13 protein-coding genes and 6 tRNA genes are annotated in these 16,474 nt (G+C 54.2%); 8 read left to right on the plus strand and 11 right to left on the minus strand.

Features of this window, described 5'->3' with window-relative positions; genetic code table 11:
* The first annotated feature begins 11 nt into the window (after positions 1 to 11).
* The gene (locus tag ACREYP_RS06190) at positions 12 to 941 is read left to right on the plus strand and encodes a LysR family transcriptional regulator (protein WP_008459600.1); all 930 of its coding nucleotides are present in this window, start codon (positions 12 to 14) and stop codon (positions 939 to 941) included.
* Here ACREYP_RS06190 and ACREYP_RS06195 read toward each other — a convergent pair.
* The 5 genes from ACREYP_RS06195 to ACREYP_RS06215 form a co-directional block, all read right to left on the minus strand.
* Complete coding sequence (locus ACREYP_RS06195) at positions 938 to 1,303, minus strand: FlxA-like family protein (RefSeq protein WP_008459602.1); 366 nt, start codon at positions 1,301 to 1,303, stop codon at positions 938 to 940. The genes ACREYP_RS06190 and ACREYP_RS06195 overlap by 4 nt on opposite strands.
* 273 nt (positions 1,304 to 1,576) lie before the next feature.
* A tRNA-Lys gene (locus ACREYP_RS06200) sits at positions 1,577 to 1,652 on the minus strand.
* A 2-nt stretch (positions 1,653 to 1,654) separates the two neighbouring features.
* Positions 1,655 to 1,730 (minus strand) — tRNA-Val (locus tag ACREYP_RS06205).
* 33 nt (positions 1,731 to 1,763) lie between these two features.
* Positions 1,764 to 1,839 (minus strand) — tRNA-Val (locus ACREYP_RS06210).
* A 43-nt stretch (positions 1,840 to 1,882) separates the two neighbouring features.
* Positions 1,883 to 1,958, minus strand: a tRNA-Val gene (locus ACREYP_RS06215).
* 259 nt (positions 1,959 to 2,217) lie between these two features.
* Here ACREYP_RS06215 and gltX point away from each other — a divergent pair.
* Complete coding sequence (gene gltX, locus ACREYP_RS06220; protein ID WP_008459604.1) at positions 2,218 to 3,633, plus strand: glutamate--tRNA ligase; 1,416 nt, start codon at positions 2,218 to 2,220, stop codon at positions 3,631 to 3,633.
* 52 nt (positions 3,634 to 3,685) lie between these two features.
* Here gltX and ACREYP_RS06225 read toward each other — a convergent pair whose 3' ends face one another.
* On the minus strand, positions 3,686 to 4,042 hold the full coding sequence (locus ACREYP_RS06225) for a MerR family transcriptional regulator (RefSeq protein ID WP_498881193.1): 357 nt from the start codon (positions 4,040 to 4,042) through the stop codon (positions 3,686 to 3,688).
* Between the two features lie 48 nt (positions 4,043 to 4,090).
* Positions 4,091 to 4,447, minus strand: a complete 357-nt coding sequence (locus tag ACREYP_RS06230; protein WP_166990751.1) for a YfeC-like transcriptional regulator — start codon at positions 4,445 to 4,447, stop codon at positions 4,091 to 4,093.
* A gap of 230 nt (positions 4,448 to 4,677) precedes the next feature.
* Between ACREYP_RS06230 and ACREYP_RS06235 the strand changes: the two genes are divergently transcribed.
* The 4 genes from ACREYP_RS06235 (at position 4,678) to ACREYP_RS06250 (ending at position 8,968) form a co-directional block, all read left to right on the plus strand.
* Positions 4,678 to 4,753, plus strand: a tRNA-Ala gene (locus tag ACREYP_RS06235).
* Between the two features lie 46 nt (positions 4,754 to 4,799).
* Positions 4,800 to 4,875 (plus strand) — tRNA-Ala (locus ACREYP_RS06240).
* A gap of 248 nt (positions 4,876 to 5,123) precedes the next feature.
* Complete coding sequence (locus ACREYP_RS06245; protein WP_498881194.1) at positions 5,124 to 7,292, plus strand: EAL domain-containing protein; 2,169 nt, start codon at positions 5,124 to 5,126, stop codon at positions 7,290 to 7,292.
* A 32-nt stretch (positions 7,293 to 7,324) separates the two neighbouring features.
* Positions 7,325 to 8,968, plus strand: coding sequence for a diguanylate cyclase (locus tag ACREYP_RS06250; protein ID WP_498881195.1), 1,644 nt, complete (start codon positions 7,325 to 7,327; stop codon positions 8,966 to 8,968).
* A gap of 41 nt (positions 8,969 to 9,009) precedes the next feature.
* Here ACREYP_RS06250 and ACREYP_RS06255 read toward each other — a convergent pair whose 3' ends face one another.
* Positions 9,010 to 10,197, minus strand: a complete 1,188-nt coding sequence (locus tag ACREYP_RS06255) for a NupC/NupG family nucleoside CNT transporter (RefSeq protein WP_008459614.1) — start codon at positions 10,195 to 10,197, stop codon at positions 9,010 to 9,012.
* A 363-nt stretch (positions 10,198 to 10,560) separates the two neighbouring features.
* Here ACREYP_RS06255 and ACREYP_RS06260 point away from each other — a divergent pair, with 363 nt between their 5' ends.
* Entirely contained in the window at positions 10,561 to 11,799 is a 1,239-nt protein-coding gene (locus ACREYP_RS06260; RefSeq protein ID WP_008459616.1) for an Nramp family divalent metal transporter, read from the plus strand.
* Between the two features lie 48 nt (positions 11,800 to 11,847).
* Here ACREYP_RS06260 and ACREYP_RS06265 read toward each other — a convergent pair whose 3' ends face one another.
* Positions 11,848 to 12,168: a DUF2502 domain-containing protein gene (locus tag ACREYP_RS06265; RefSeq protein ID WP_008459618.1), complete on the minus strand. Its 321-nt coding sequence runs from the start codon at positions 12,166 to 12,168 to the stop codon at positions 11,848 to 11,850.
* A gap of 155 nt (positions 12,169 to 12,323) precedes the next feature.
* Positions 12,324 to 13,313, minus strand: a complete 990-nt coding sequence (mgrA, locus tag ACREYP_RS06270; RefSeq protein ID WP_336819313.1) for an L-glyceraldehyde 3-phosphate reductase — start codon at positions 13,311 to 13,313, stop codon at positions 12,324 to 12,326.
* A gap of 169 nt (positions 13,314 to 13,482) precedes the next feature.
* Here mgrA and ACREYP_RS06275 point away from each other — a divergent pair, with 169 nt between their 5' ends.
* Complete coding sequence (locus ACREYP_RS06275) at positions 13,483 to 15,144, plus strand: alpha-keto acid decarboxylase family protein (protein WP_166990764.1); 1,662 nt, start codon at positions 13,483 to 13,485, stop codon at positions 15,142 to 15,144.
* Here ACREYP_RS06275 and ACREYP_RS06280 read toward each other — a convergent pair whose 3' ends face one another.
* Positions 15,145 to 16,377: an ion channel protein gene (locus ACREYP_RS06280; protein ID WP_166990767.1), complete on the minus strand. Its 1,233-nt coding sequence runs from the start codon at positions 16,375 to 16,377 to the stop codon at positions 15,145 to 15,147.
* Positions 16,378 to 16,474: the final 97 nt, after the last annotated feature.

A 16,474-nucleotide genomic window follows, 5' to 3' on the forward strand; every position in this document is an offset into this window, starting at 1 on the left:
GAAGAAAATAGATGAACTATTCCCTGCGTCAGCTTCGCGTATTCGTGGCCGTAGCCCATGCCGGCAGTTTCAGTCGGGCAGGGGAGAGTATTGGTCTTAGCCAGTCAGCCGTAAGCCACAGCCTGAAGGAGCTGGAAGCCGAGCTGGGCGTGAAGCTGCTTGACCGTACTACCAGGGAAGTGGTGCTTACGCCTGCGGGAGAGTTGCTGGCTCCTCGCCTTGAGCGGCTGCTGGAAGAGCTGACCACAACGTTGCTGGATGCTCGCGTGGTTGGGCATCAGCTTAGCGGCACGGTTCGCGTGGCCGCCAGCCAGACGCTATCCGCGCACCTGATGCCGCAATCTATCGCTGCCAGTGCGGAGGCTTATCCGAATATTCGATTTATGCTGCATGATGCTTCCCAGCAGTGGGTTTTGCAGAGTATCCGCCAGGGCGAAGTTGATTTTGGCGTAGTTATCGATCCGGTTCAGGCTAGCGATCTGGAGTGTGAAACGGTGTTGTCTGAGCCTTTTCTGCTGCTGTGCCGCAGCGATCATCCGTTTGCTGAGAGGGAGCAGATTGACTGGCAGGCGCTGCAGGGGCAAAAGCTGGTGCTGCAAGATTATGCCTCGGGCAGCCGCCCGTTGATTGATGAGGCTTTTGTCCGGCAGGGGATCGAGGTGAACGTTGTTCAGCAGATTGGGCACCCCGCAACGCTGTACCCGATGGTAGAAGCTGGGATTGGTTTAAGCGTGTTGCCCGCGTTGGCGCTGCCTTTGCCACAAGGGAGACCGCTGGTGGTGAAGCGGTTAACGCCGGTCATAAACCGACAGCTGATGCTGGTCAGGCGAAAGAACCGATCGCTTTCCCGTGCGGCGGAAGCTATCTGGCAGGAGGTGCGGGAACAGGCCAGGCTTTTAACCCTGGCCCGGATTGGCGACCCGCTATTTATGGACGACTAGATATAAATATCAATCTGGTGATCGTCGGAAGGTTTGTTCACGCCTGTGGCCTTGATCTGCTGCTGTTCCTGCTTCTGCTGGGCTTCTTCAGCCTGCTTGCGCTGAAGCTGCGCCAACTGGGCCTGCAACATTTTAATCTCGGTCTGAAGTAACTCGACCTGTTTCTTTTTCTCTTCAGCTGGACGATCCGGCGTGCTGGAGACTTCTCTCAGTTTCTCCGTCAGCTGGGTAATTTTTTTGCTGATTTGGGCAATCTGCGAGGCTGTGCTGTTATCAGTGCCGCCGGAGGCAGAAGAGGACCCGGTAGCTGTGCCGGTGGTCAGCTGAGAGCCCTGAAGAGCATTACTGGATATTGTAGTCATCATAACTCCTTTGATGGAATGGTAAGGGAGTTATCGGCCTGGCGGCGAGGAAGTTGATAATTTTTTGACGATGGATTCTCAGATACTGCAGATAGCAAAAAGGCGCCTTTAGGGCGCCTTTCCACATTGGTGGGTCGTGCAGGATGATGTAGCCCTTCGGGCCGTCGCTAGCGACGCGCAAAATCAAAAGCGATTTTGTCGAACCTGCTGCAGGCTCGAACCCTGCCCGAATCGCAGATAGCAAAAAGGCGCCTTTAGGGCGCCTTTCTACATTGGTGGGTCGTGCAGGATTCGAACCTGCGACCAATTGATTAAAAGTCAACTGCTCTACCAACTGAGCTAACGACCCGATGGTGGGTGATGACGGGCTCGAACCGCCGACCCCCTCCGTGTAAAGGAGGTGCTCTACCAACTGAGCTAATCACCCAAACTTCGGTACTGCTAATTTTATAAGAGGAGATGGTGGGTGATGACGGGCTCGAACCGCCGACCCCCTCCGTGTAAAGGAGATGCTCTACCAACTGAGCTAATCACCCATCTCTAAATCTCTTACTTCACATTCCGGGTCACTCTAAAGAGTGGTGGGTGATGACGGGCTCGAACCGCCGACCCCCTCCGTGTAAAGGAGATGCTCTACCAACTGAGCTAATCACCCCCGGTTTGTGGAGTCGCATTATAGGGACAGTTGAAAATGAGTCAACGCATTTTCTAAAGTTTTTATTCGTTCGTCTTAAAATTAAACGATGCGATCAAGAAACAGGCATTGGCGTTTGATTTATCATCAAATTCTCTGCTTTACCGCTATCTACAGGCATCAACATTGAGGAATTAGCGCACAGTGATAGAATGTTGCCTGTTAATTTTCCCTGGCAATTGCCGCTTTGCCGGCAAATATGTGTAACTAAGGCCGTTTAATGAAAATCAAAACTCGCTTTGCGCCAAGCCCAACAGGCTATCTGCACGTTGGCGGTGCCCGTACTGCTCTCTACTCCTGGCTGTTTGCTCGTCATAACAAAGGCGAGTTCGTGCTGCGTATAGAAGACACCGACCTCGAGCGTTCAACCCCGGAAGCCATCGAAGCGATTATGGACGGGATGAACTGGCTGAGCCTGCAGTGGGATGAGGGCCCGTACTATCAGACCAAGCGTTTTGATCGTTACAACCAGGCCATCGACGAAATGCTTGCTGCGGGCACGGCGTATAAGTGCTATTGCTCTAAAGAGCGCCTTGAGGCATTGCGTGAAGAGCAAATGGCCAATAACGAGAAACCTCGTTATGACGGTCGCTGCCGCCATAGCCATGAGCACCATGCTGATGACGAACCGTGCGTTGTGCGTTTCGCCAACCCGCAGGAAGGTTCCGTCATCTTTGATGATCAGATCCGTGGCCCGATCGAATTCAGTAACCAGGAACTGGACGACCTGATCATTCGCCGTACCGATGGTTCCCCAACTTACAACTTCTGCGTAGTGGTGGACGACTGGGATATGGAGATCACCCACGTGATCCGTGGTGAAGACCATATCAACAACACGCCGCGCCAGATCAACATCCTGAAGGCGCTGAACGCGCCGGTTCCGCTTTATGCCCACGTTTCTATGATCAACGGCGACGACGGTAAAAAACTGTCTAAGCGTCACGGGGCGGTGAGTGTGATGCAGTACCGCGACGACGGCTATCTGCCGGAAGCGCTGCTCAATTATCTGGTGCGTCTGGGCTGGTCCCACGGTGACCAGGAAATCTTCTCTCGCGAAGAGATGATTGAGATGTTCAGCCTGAACGCGGTAAGCAAGTCTGCCAGCGCCTTCAATACTGAAAAGCTGCAGTGGCTGAACCACCATTACATCAATACGCTGGAGCCAGAGTACGTGGCAACGCACCTGCAATGGCACATCGAGCAGGAAAATATTGATACCCGTAACGGCCCGCAGCTGTCTGAGCTGGTGAAACTGCTGGGCGAACGCTGTAAAACCCTGAAAGAGATGGCGCAGACCTGCCGCTACTTCTACGAAGATTTCAGCGAGTTTGATGCCGATGCGGCGAAGAAACACCTGCGTCCGGTAGCGCGTCAGCCGCTGGAAGTGGTGCGAGACAAGCTGGCAGCGCTGAGCGACTGGACTGCAGAAAACGTTCATCACGCTATACAGGCTACTGCTGATGAGCTGGAAGTTGGGATGGGGAAAGTGGGGATGCCGCTGCGTGTCGCCGTGACCGGGGCTGGTCAGTCTCCTGGACTTGATGTCACCGTGCATGCCATTGGCAAACAGCGCTCCGTGGCGCGCATTAATAAAGCGCTCGATTTCATCAGCGAGCGTGAAGCTCAGCAGTAAACATCGCAAATGTAGATGCAAAAAGCCGGTGCTCAGTCACCGGCTTTTTTATTTACTTATTCTTTTGAATTCCGAGTAGCTTGAGCAAACCTTCGCTGCCTTCACTCTCAAGGATCTCGGTTATTTTATGCTGTTCTTCTTCGGATAAGGTACGCAGGGTGTTTAGCATCAGCTGTTCCAGCGGCGTTCGAAGGACGCTATAAGATGCCACTCTCTCACTCATTTTGCTGGTGTTGGAGAGAAACGTTTTCACCGGCTCGGAGATATAAACAAATCTTGCTTTACCACCCGGTACGCCTCGTTTTTTACTGGTTTCCCAGTTATGTTTTAGTACCCATTTATTAATTGTCTGGCGGGTGTAACCCGTCATCTCCGCCAGTTCATCGGCGGTCATTTTTTCCTTGAACATCAGTAATCCTTTATTTTTCCTGACGCCAACAAGACAATAGCCGGGCAATTATTCGTTATCGCTGATCCCCAACCGCGCAAGTAAACCGGCAATCCCGTCCCGCAGCAGCATGGCAGACATCTTTTTCTGTTCGCTGTCGGACATTTGCTGCACTGAGTTGAGCAGTAGATTTTCCAGGGTGGCGTCCGTTGTGCTGTAGCGGGCTGTATTTTCCGTCACTCGTCGGGTGCTATTGATAAATTCCCTGACCTGTTCATCTATATGGATAAGCCTCGCTTTTCCTCCCTGAACGCCGGGTTTAGGTGAGGTCTCCCAATTTTCTTTACGCACCCACTTATTGATGGTCTGGCGGCTGTAGCCGGTGATCACGGCCAGTTCTTCTGGTGTCATTCTTTCCTTGAGCACAGTGATTCCTTTTCATTGCGACCGAAACGGCTTTATTAGTGGTTCATTTTATTGAACTGACTAACGCGAAACTGTGACAGAATTAACTACAACGGGATGATATGCAACCGAGAATTGCCGAAGGCGATGGCTTTTTAGGCGATTGATCGCGGAAGAACAAATTGCCGTTGACACGCTATGTGGGGTTTCATATTATGCCGCCCGTCAACACGACAAGGTCTTTACGGTTTGGGGCTATAGCTCAGCTGGGAGAGCGCTTGCATGGCATGCAAGAGGTCAGCGGTTCGATCCCGCTTAGCTCCACCAAATCTTCACCAGCAGATTTGGTACCGTAAAATCAGCACCTGTCAGTGGGGCTATAGCTCAGCTGGGAGAGCGCTTGCATGGCATGCAAGAGGTCAGCGGTTCGATCCCGCTTAGCTCCACCAAAATTTGAACCCTCGCTTCGGCGGGGGTTTTTGCTTTTCAGACTCCAACACACCTGCTTTTGGCTACCCTCGGTAAAAAAACCTCAACTTATGTCCGCTTGTTCTATTATTTCTGCTGTAGGGTAAGTTCTGCTTTTGTGCAGGCCTGAAACTTGATTCGCTCAATAAATAAACGTAACCTTGCCAGCGAAAAACCCTTTTTAAGCAATCACATAAAATTAACACCAGGGCCTATGATTATTTACAAGATGATAAAAAAAATAGCGGTTGCCCTGGCGCTGTGTTTACTTCTCATTCCCTTTTCTCGTTATATTTCACCGACAACCGTTGTTGATGGACATAAAACCTACCTCGCCTATCTGCCGCTCAGCTTTATAATGGCAATGATTATTATTTATGGCCGGTCTGCGATTATTCCGCTCACGCTAGGGTCGCTGGTTGTTTACAGCTGGCTGCTTGATTTAGCCGTTGTGCCGCTGGTTGCTTTTATTTTCTGTCTGCTATTCCCCTTATTGATTGCCAGTTTAATTACCCGCCACTACGTGGGCCGTCGCTGGCGTTTTGGGCTGCCCAATAAAGGCATGGGGCAGCGTATTTTTTGGCTTGGTTTTGTCGCCCCGTTTACCATCAAACTGCTGATGTACCTCACAGGCAATGTGATTGAGTACCCACCAGAACTGGCGCCATTCTTTGGTGGCGGTTCCGTTATCTACATGATTGTTGATGTGCTGAATCTTGTCGTGGCCTCGCTCATCTTTACAACGCTTTTCTATTACCCGCTGCGTATGCTGTTGAACCCGCATTTTGCGGTCGGTTTCTGGCGGCGCTGTGTCCGGCACTACAGGCAGGATAAAAACCGTTTCTATACGCCGATTTGGCTGGTTGTCTGGATGGTGTATTTGCTGCTGATGTGTTCGCCGTGGCATAGCGAACTGATTGCCGGCTATCTGGTTCCGCTGGTCTTTGTGCTGCTTACCCTGGGGATCCGTCGCCTTGGTGCGAGGCCTGTTTCTCTGTTGTGGGGGATTTCGGCATGGGTATTATTGACTTACAACACGGGTTTTTTGCAGGGCGTAAATACGCAATATGCTCTTTCCTTTATTCTGTCAGTCTTTATCTCCTTTACCGTATGTCTGTTGTATATGGCCACTTCATACCATAAAAATGAATGGATGAAGCGTGTTTATCATCTCCAGGCGCAGACAGATCCATTAACGCAATTACCTAATTTACGCGCGCTTGAAGAACATATTCAGACCTTTCAAACCGGTGCACTTTGCTGCCTGAGAATGGCGAACTTTGAGTTTCTTAGCCGACATTACGGCATGATGATGCGTGTTTACTGTAAGAAAACCATTGCCAGAGAATTACAACCCTGGCTGCTGGAAGGGGAAAAAATATTTCAGCTGCCGGGCAGTGAGCTGCTTCTGTTTTTACGGGAAGGCGAAACAGAAGCCCGGCTTACCTATTTTGTTGAACACCTGAATAATAAGAAAATCCCCTGGCACAATGTTACCCTTGAAATTGAATATGGGGCTTCCTGGGGCATTGTGGATTCACCGAAAGAGCTGCAGCGCATGCTCGGGCAATTAAGCTATCTGGCTGAAAAAGCCAGCGACACGCAGCGCGTACTTGGCCTTGATGCCAGGCTGCAGGCGGTCTCCGGGCAAACAACCGAGCGGGTGCTGCTGCTGCAAAAGATTAAGCAGGCAATAGACGAAGAAGCCTTTCAGCTCTACGCGCAGCCCATTGTCGACTGCGAAGGGAAGGGCTATCACGAAATCCTCAGCCGCCTGGTGATTGATGGGCAGCACATCACCCCGGATAAATTTATTCCGATTGTTGCCGAATTTAACCTCAGCACCCGTTTTGACATGATGGTGATGAAGATGCTGCTGACCTGGCTTGCAAAGCACCCAGGCAACGTGCAGCAGACGCGCTTTTCGGTCAATCTGATGCCGCTCACGCTAATGCAAAAAGAGATTGCCCAGCAGATTATTGCCCAGTTTGACGTTTACAAGGTGCCGACCAGCGCGGTCGTCATTGAAGTGACGGAAGAGCAGGCATTTTCAAACTCAGAAACCTCTAACCAAAATATTGCCCTGCTGCGTGAGAAAGGTTTTAAGATTGCTATTGATGACTTTGGAACAGGCTACGCTAACTATGAGCGCCTGAAGAAGCTGCAGGCGGATATCATTAAGATAGATGGTTGCTTTGTCCGCGATATCACCGGCGATGTGATGGATAAGCTTATCGTGAAGTCCATTTGCGAACTGGCGGCGGCCAGAGAGCTCAGCGTCGTCGCAGAGTATGTCGAAACGGAAGAGCAGCGCGACATCCTGCTGCAGCTTGGCGTCCAATACCTGCAGGGGTATCTGGTGGGGAGACCCAAGCCTTTGCAGCAGCTTAAGCACTGACGCTCTCCTTTGCACCCTAAAAAGGAATCACCGTGAGCACGTCGCTGATTAGCCATATTCGTCTGCCGATGGTAAAAACACTGCGCATCACCCATGTGTGCTTTCTGTCGCTCTTTTTGCTGATCACCTTTCTTTTCTGGCAGCAGGGGGAGCTGTTCAACCACGGCTATCGCACCAGCCAGCTTAGCCATCTCGAAAGCGTGATCGCCAGGCTTGAAAGCAAATCTGAATATCAGATGGACAACCTGCGCTATCTCCGCCGCATGTTCATTGAAACGCTGAATGAGCCGCAGTTCACGCCGATCTCGCAGCTGGCTTCCCGGGCCAGCAATAAAGAGACGCTGTCGCCGCTGCATATCCAGAGCCTGCCGATCCCCGATAGCGTGCAACCTTTTAAAAACAAGCCGAAAGAAGAAAGGGAAAAACTCACGCAGCGGGAATATCAGGCCCTGCGCGACATTCAGGATCTCTTTCCGCTGGCAGGCGGGAGCAACCGTCTCTCTTCGAACATTTATTACATGTCGCGCTCCGGGGCATTTATTGCGTCGCTCTCCCCCGATGTGAACAAACTGCTTATCGAAAGTGCTAACCCGCTGGCGATGCAGGGATCGTTTGTGCTTGGCTCTCCGCTGTTGAACCCGCGCCGCGATCCGTTCTGGACCCGGCAAAATATTGCAGATACCGGCAAAACGCTGATTAATGGCTCTCTTCCGGTGGACTTTGACGACCGGTGGATTGGGCTGTTTGGTATCGCGGTCACCACCGAAACGCTTCGGCTATTTCTCTCCAGCGCTTTGCCGGAGGACACGCAAAGCGCCTATCTGCTTTTTGATGAGCAGATGAACCCGCTGACTCGCCCCGTTGGCTCGCAGAATGGCTATCGCCTCAGCGAGAAGCAGCGACAGGCAATTCTTGAAAAGTTGGTCGATGAATCCCGGGGCACCTTACGTTTTGGCTATGCTTATGCCACTTTCGGCCATGTCACGGGGACGGGGGCAATCCTTGTCAGCGTCCAGACCATCCGGCAGGGGCTACACGAGGACTTTGGGCGTTTTAGCGTGCTGCTGGTAGTGATGTGGCTGACGGTGATCCTTATTCTGTTTGGTTCACACCGCATGATTTGCCGGCTGATTAGCAACATGGGCCATTTGCAGCAGGAAATGCACCGGCATGCGCTGCACGATGATCTGACCGGCGTTCTAAATCGCCGTGGCTTCTTTGAAACAACCGGGCGTATCAGCCCGCAGTACGTGGATTACTCCCTGATTCAGCTGGATCTCGATCATTTCAAAAAAGTGAATGACCGCTTTGGGCATCAGGTTGGCGATCGGGTGCTTATTCACGCCACGCGCTGCATCCAGCAGGCGATCCGCACCCAGGACATTGTCGGGCGTATCGGCGGCGAAGAGTTTTGTGTCTACCTGCCTAATACCGATCTGCATGCGGCGATTGCCGTGGCGCAGCGGGTGCGCAAAATGCTGGTGAACACGCCGCTCAGGCTGGAGGACGAGTCTGAACTGCTGGTGACGGCCTCGCTGGGCGTGGCTTCCCATGAAGAAGCCCCAGACGGTGACCTGGAACACATCCAGAGTCAGGCGGATATTCGCCTGTATAGGGCGAAACAGCAGGGGAGAAACAGAGTGTGTTGGGGCGGCGAGGCTGAATCGCAGGCATAAAAAAAGCCGGTGACCAGCACCGGCTTTTTAATACGCAAAAATTAGATAACCAGCGCGGCGATAGATGCCGACAGGATACTCACCAGCGTAGAGCCGTAAACCAGCTTCAGGCCGAAGCGGGAAACCACGTTGCCTTGCTCTTCGTTCAGGCCTTTAATGGCCCCGGCGATAATACCGATAGAAGAGAAGTTAGCGAAGGACACCAGGAACACGGACAGGATGCCTTCCGCGCGCGGCGACAGGCTGCCGGCAATCTTCTGCAGATCCATCATCGCAACGAATTCGTTAGACACCAGTTTAGTCGCCATGATACTGCCGACCTGCAGCGCTTCTGCGGACGGCACGCCCATCACCCAGGCAACCGGGTAGAAGATATAGCCCAGAATGCCCTGGAAGGAGATACCCAGCACGGCAGCGAACAGCGCGTTCAGGCCAGAAATCAGGGCGATGAAGCCGATCAGCATGGCGGCAACGATAATCGCCACTTTGAAACCTGCCAGAATGTACTCGCCGAGCATTTCGAAGAAGCTTTGACCTTCATGCAGATTAGTCATCTGCAGATTTTCTTCTTTCTCATCCACGCGGTACGGGTTGATCAGCGACAACACGATAAAGGTACTGAACATGTTCAGCACCAGCGCGGCAACCACGTATTTTGGCTGCAGCATCGTCATGTACGCACCTACGATTGACATGGACACGGTAGACATAGCGGTCGCCGCCATGGTGTACATGCGGTTGCGCGACATCTTGCCGAGAATATCCTTATAGGCGATGAAGTTTTCTGACTGTCCCAGAATCAGCGAGCTTACGGCGTTAAAGGATTCCAGCTTACCCATACCGTTGACTTTAGAAAGCACGGTACCGATAGCGCGGATAACAATCGGCAGAATGCGAATATGCTGCAGAATACCGATCAGCGCAGAAATGAACACGATAGGGCACAGCACCTTCAGGAAGAAGAAAGCCAGGCCTTCATCGTTCATTTTGCCGAAGACAAAGTTTGTCCCTTCGTTAGCGAAGCCGAGCAGTTTCTCGAACATTTCGGAGAAACCTTTTACGAAGCCCAGGCCGACGTCGGAGGTCAGGAAGAACCAGGCCAGTAACACTTCGATCACCAACAGCTGAATGACAAAGCGAATACGAATTTGCTTGCGGTTAGGGCTAACCAGCAAAGCCAGCAGCGCGACCACAGCAAGCGCTAAAACAAAGTGCAAAACGCGGGACATATTTGCTCCAAATATGAGGCAGGTTTAATTTCGTTGCACATTCTATGTAACAAGCAATAAGAAAACGAGATCAATTCCACACTATAGTGATGAGCTGTGACGGAACGCAAAAATAGTGATCCACCATACATTTCTGCTATGTTAAGTAAAGAAGCTAAAAGTTACGTTAAGATGGCTCATCGACAGTTTACACGTTGGCCAAATGTTAATCCGTTAACCGGCATCCAGATTCACTATCTCACGCCTCCTGCACATCGTTTTCAGCTATCAGAGAAATCAATTTCCCCGCACTAAATGAACTTGATAACCATTCTCATTTTGATAGCATAAAACATAGCAAAGGCTATATCTCAGAGGCAGAAGATGACAAGCAGTCGCATTGACAGCAATACCGGACGTACCGCGCGTAAGCTGCGGCTGGCGTTGATGGGGCCAGCGTTTATCGCCGCTATCGGCTACATCGACCCCGGTAACTTCGCGACCAATATCCAGGCCGGGGCGAGTTATGGCTATCAACTGCTGTGGGTGGTGGTGTGGGCAAACCTGATGGCGGCGCTGATTCAGGTACTCTCCGCCAAGCTGGGGATCGCCACCGGCAAGAACCTCGCCGAGCAAATCCGCGATCATTACCCGCGCCCGCTGGTGTGGATTTACTGGGTTCAGGCTGAAATTATTGCCATGGCGACGGACCTCGCGGAGTTTATCGGGGCGGCCATTGGCTTCAAGCTGATTCTGGGCGTCTCTTTGCTCCAGGGAGCGGTGCTGACAGGGATAGCCACTTTCCTGATTTTGATGCTGCAAAGCCGCGGGCAAAAGCCGCTGGAAAAAGTTATCGGCGGGCTGCTGCTGTTTGTGGCGGCGGCCTACATCGTTGAGCTTATTTTTTCCCAGCCGAAGGTAGCTGAGCTGGGCAAAGGGATGCTGATCCCAAGTCTGCCGACGTCCGAGGCGGTCTACCTTGCTGCTGGCGTTCTGGGCGCGACAATCATGCCGCACGTGATTTACCTGCACTCTTCTCTGACTCAGCACCTGCATGCGGGCAACCGGGCAGAGCGCTATTCCGCCACTAAATGGGACGTGGCGATAGCGATGACGATTGCCGGCTTCGTCAACCTGGCGATGATGGCCACCGCCGCAGCGGCGTTTCACTTCACCGGGCATACCGGCGTTGCCGAGCTGGAAGATGCCTATAAAACGCTGGAACCGCTGTTGAGCCATGCCGCAGCCACGATTTTCGGGCTTAGCCTGGTGGCGGCCGGTTTGTCATCCACGGTGGTGGGCACGCTTGCCGGGCAGGTGGTGATGCAGGGGTTTGTCCGTTTTTATATTCCGCTGTGGGTTCGCCGGGCGATTACCATGGCGCCGTCCTTCGTGGTCATCATGATGGGGCTCGACCCAACGCGTATTCTGGTCATGAGCCAGGTGCTGTTGAGCTTCGGGATTGCGCTGGCGCTGGTGCCGCTGCTGGTGTTTACCAGCGACAAAAAGCTGATGGGTGATTTGGTTAACGTGCGCTGGGTTAAGCTGGTTGGCTGGGCGATAGTCGCGGTGGTGGTGGCGCTCAACCTGTGGTTAATTTTTAGTACGCTGTTTGGCAACTAATCTTGCCAAAGAAAGTGAGAAGGGCTGGATTATCCAGCCCTTTTTTATTTAATGACGGTGTCCGTGACCTCTGCCGCGATGGTCGTCGCGGTCGTTCCAGCCTTCGCGATAGCCGCGTTCATAGCTATTTCGTCCGCGGTCCCAGCCGCGATCCCAGCCACGGTGGCGATGCCAGCCGCGATCGCGCCATTCATAATTGCGGTGCCAATAATCACGGTCTCGCCATCTGCCGCCGTCCCAGTAATTACCGCGATAATCTTGATCGCCAATCTGTAATTTCACCGACGGCAGCAGGGTGATTTCACCCGCGTTTGCGACCATCGGCGCCGCGGCCAGTAAGGCAAGGGCAAGCATTAGTGACCTGAACATACTTTCTCTCCCTGGTTCTCAGAGCCGTGTTGCGGCTTGTTAACACAATCTTACAAACCGACAACCGGGCTGATGAATTACACAATTCCTAAATCATCGGCCATAGCACTTATTGCACAAGTCACTGGCGTGAACCCGGAGGGAAAGTTAAACGTTTACACTAAGATCGCCTCGATTTCTGCTCGTTCCTGTTCGCTGAAATGGCGCTGGCTTAGCATGCCCACGGCGTCCTCTATCTGGCTGGTTTTACTCGCGCCAATAAGCACCGAAGTCACTTTTTCATCGCGGAGTACCCAGGCCAGCGCCATCTGCGACAGCTTTTGCCCGCGTTTCTCCGCCAGCGCGTTGAGCTGCCGTACTTTTGCCAGCTTCTCTGCCGTAATCTGATCGGGGTTCAGGAAACGGCTGCCGCTGGCAGCGCGTGAATCTGCAGGGATGCCGCTCAGATAGCGGTCGGTTAGCTGGCCCCCGGCAAGCGGGGAAAAAGCGATGCTGCCTACGCCTTTTTCCTGCAGCAGATCCAGCAGGCCACCTTCGACCCAGCGCTCAAACAGGGAATAACGCGGCTGGTGGATCAGGCAAGGCGTACCGAGATCGTTCAGGATATCAATAGCTTTCTCCGCCCGATCGGCCGGGTAGTTTGAGATCCCGACATACAGCGCTTTGCCCTGGCGCACCACATGGTCGAGGGCGCGCATGGTCTCCTCCAGCGGCGTGTCAGGATCCGGGCGGTGATGATAAAAGATATCGACATACTCCAGCCCCGTGCGCTTCAGACTCTGGTCGAGACTTGAAATCAGATATTTGCGTGAACCCCAGTCGCCGTAAGGCCCGTCCCACATGGTGTAACCCGCTTTGGTGGAGATAATCAGCTCGTCGCGCCAGGCCTGAAAATCTTCCCGCAAAATGCGCCCAAAGTTGGCTTCAGCTGACCCAGGCGGTGGCCCGTAATTATTGGCAAGGTCAAAATGGGTAATGCCCAGATCGAAAGCCTTTCTCAGCAGCTGGCGGCTGGTTTCCAGCAGCGTTTCATCACCAAAATTATGCCAAAGGCCAAGGGAGATGGCGGGCAGTTTCAGGCCGCTGCGGCCGCAGCGACGGTACTCCATAGACGAATAGCGTTCAGGGTTGGGCTGCCAGGTCATTATTGTCATCCTTACAGGTAACAGAGAAATCAGTGTATACGTTTTCACAGCCCAGAATACGCCGTATTTCACTGTAAATTCCACGTGCCACCCCTTAAATCGGATATATTCTCGACACCGATCCCGGTTACTTAATACTCACAGCAAGCCCTCATAGAAGGAAAATCCTATGCGCTACTGTGTGGCAGACTATCTTGTTGACCGGCTTAACGAAGGCGGGATCGAGCACCTCTTCGGCGTCCCCGGTGACTACAACCTTGTTTTCCTGGATCACGTGATTGCGCATCCGAGGCTTGCCTGGGTGGGCTGCGCTAACGAGCTGAATGCGGCCTACGCCGCCGACGGGTATGCCCGCTGCAAAGGCGCGGCGGCGCTGCTGACCACGTTTGGCGTGGGCGAACTGAGCGCGCTGAATGGCGTAGCGGGCAGCTATGCCGAACATCTTCCTGTCATTCATATTGTTGGCGCGCCCAATAGCCGCGCCCAGCAGCGCGGTGAACTGCTTCATCACACATTAGGCGACGGGGATTTCCGCCATTTCCTGCGTATTGCCGAAGAAGTTTCCGTGGCACAGGCTTCGCTCACCCCCGCCAATGCCTGCAGCGAAATTGATCGCGTAATTCTTGAAGCGCTCAAGCAGCAGCGCCCCGGTTACCTGTTATTGCCGAGCGATGTGGCGGAGGCGCCAGCAACGCGGCCTTCAAAACGACTAATGGCTCCTGAAACGGTGGCTGAACCGGCAACGCTGGAAGCGTTTCGTCATTGTGCGCAGGCAAAAATTGCCGAAAGCCGCAGCGTAGCACTGCTGGCCGATTTTCTGGCCCTGCGTTATGGGCAGCAAAAAACGCTCCAGCAGTGGATGGCGAGCACGCCCATCCCTCACGCTTCACTGCTGATGGGGAAAGGGTTGTTCGATGAAAGCCAGCCTGGTTTTCTGGGCACCTACAGCGGGGCGGCCAGTCCGCCGCAGGTGAAGCAGGGGATTGAGAGCGCGGAGCTGGTTATCTGCGTGGGTGTGAAGTTTACCGATACCATCACCGCCGGTTTCAGCCAGAAGCTAAGTCAGCAGCAGACAATTGAGGTTCAGCCGGAGGCGGTGCGGGTAGGCGAGCGCTGGTTTAGCGGGATCTCGATGGCGCAGGCCATCGCCATTTTGCAGCCGCTGTGTGCTCAACAGGCTGCGTCCTGGCCGGAGGCCACGCAAAGGCCACCGCAGCTTCCCGTTTGCGACAGCGACCGGCTGGACCAGCACGCTTTCTGGCAAACCCTGCAGGACGCCTTACAGCCCGGCGATATCATTCTGGCCGACCAGGGCACGGCGGCCTTTGGTGCCGCGGCCTTAACGCTGCCCGCAGGTGTGACCTTTATCGTCCAGCCGCTGTGGGGATCGATTGGTTTTACGCTGCCTGCGGCATTTGGCGCGCAAACCGCATGGCCGAGCAGGCGTGTGCTTCTGCTGATAGGCGACGGCTCCGCCCAGCTGACTATTCAGGAACTGGGCAGCATGCAGCGTGACGGCCAGAAGCCGGTGGTCATGGTGCTGAATAACGATGGCTACACGGTTGAGCGCGCGATCCATGGCCCGGAACAGCGCTACAACGACATTGCCGCGTGGGACTGGACCCGCCTGCCGCAGGCAATGAACGTGGATAGCCTGGCCGAATGCTGGCGTGTCACGGAAACATCACAGCTTGCTGCCGTGCTGGAAAAGCTGGCCAGCCCGGAGAGGCTGGCGCTGGTGGAAGTGGTGCTGCCTAAGCAGGACATTCCCGAGCTGCTCAGAGCGGTCACCACCTCGCTGGGTAAACGCAACTCGGAAATGGAACATTAATTAGCGGTTTGGCCGCCCGGCCATCATCAACGGTTTACCCGCCAGCAGGAGCCAGGCGGGCAACATCACGATGCACAGCAAGGGCAGGAGTTTGACGTCCGGTACCACGGCCATCGCCATAAACAGGCTCAGCCAACCGTCGCGCGTGACCACCAGCACCATGCCAAGGACGGCGCAGGAGAGGGTAATCGCGGCAGGGACCGCCTCAACGTGCTGGTGCAGCATCATGCCTAACGCCACGCCCACAAACACCGCCGGGAAAATACGACCACCCCGGAAACCGCTGGCGGCAGCGATAATCAGCGCGGCCAGCTTCACCACGGCAAACAGCAGCAGCGACGACACGGAGAAATCGGCGATAGCCAGCTGCTGCATCTCATCCAGGCCTTTAAACATTGTCACCTCACCGCCGATTACCCCCAGCAGGCCTAGCAAAAAACCGCCTGCACCGAGTATAAGCACCGGATGTTTGAGCTGGTGCATCAGGCGGTGCAGCCTTGGCAGACACCAGACGCCCACCATGCCCATCGCAATGGCGATAGCCGCGACAACCGCCCCGCTGAACAGGTCTTCAATGTGCATTTCGGGGTAGCTGGCAACCGGCAGTGCAAAGTGCGGCTGAAAGAAAATGCTGGTGGTCAGCGCCCCGGCGGATGCGGCCATTAATGGCGCGAACAGTCTGTCCCACAGCGGGACTTCATTATTTCCGCCCAGGGTTTGCGAAAAGATCAGCGCCGCGGCCACCGGCGTGCCGAATAAAGCGCCGACGGTGCCCGCCGCGGCGAGAATAGTCCAGTCAAGCGGGCTGACCTTCGGCAAAACGCGGGCGCCAAGCGCCACCGCGAGCGCAATATTCACCGCCATAATCGGGTGCTCCGGCCCCAGGCTCACGCCACCGGCAAGGCCAATCACCAGCGCCATCACCAGGCCAGGAATAGCCATCGTTGGCACGGGCGCCCCGATAAGCGGTTCGGTCGCGGGATCGGGCCCGCCGTGGCCAGGCAAATAGCGGATAACCAGCCCAACCGCGACGCCGGTCAGGGTCAAAATAAGCAGTATCCAAAACGGGGACTGGGGATCGTACCCGCGCGCCGCTGGCAGCGTGGCCCACAGATATTCCTGCAGCGCAGCGGCAACCTTCATAACGACAATTAATACCAGGCTGGATAAGACGCCGATAATCAGAGCCGGAATGGAAAGTACCAGCATGGTTCTGGCTCGCGGATGGAGCATAGTCAATCCTTACAATAGGAAGTCGCACGGCGCAAAAACGGAAAGTCTTAAGCCGCATTGCAAATAGAGCTGAAACGGTAAAGCCAGAATGTGACCT

Origin of the sequence: Enterobacter sp. TMH.L2, from assembly GCF_050847315.1 — a bacterium.
In the GTDB taxonomy this organism is placed as follows: Bacteria; Pseudomonadota; Gammaproteobacteria; order Enterobacterales; family Enterobacteriaceae; genus Cedecea.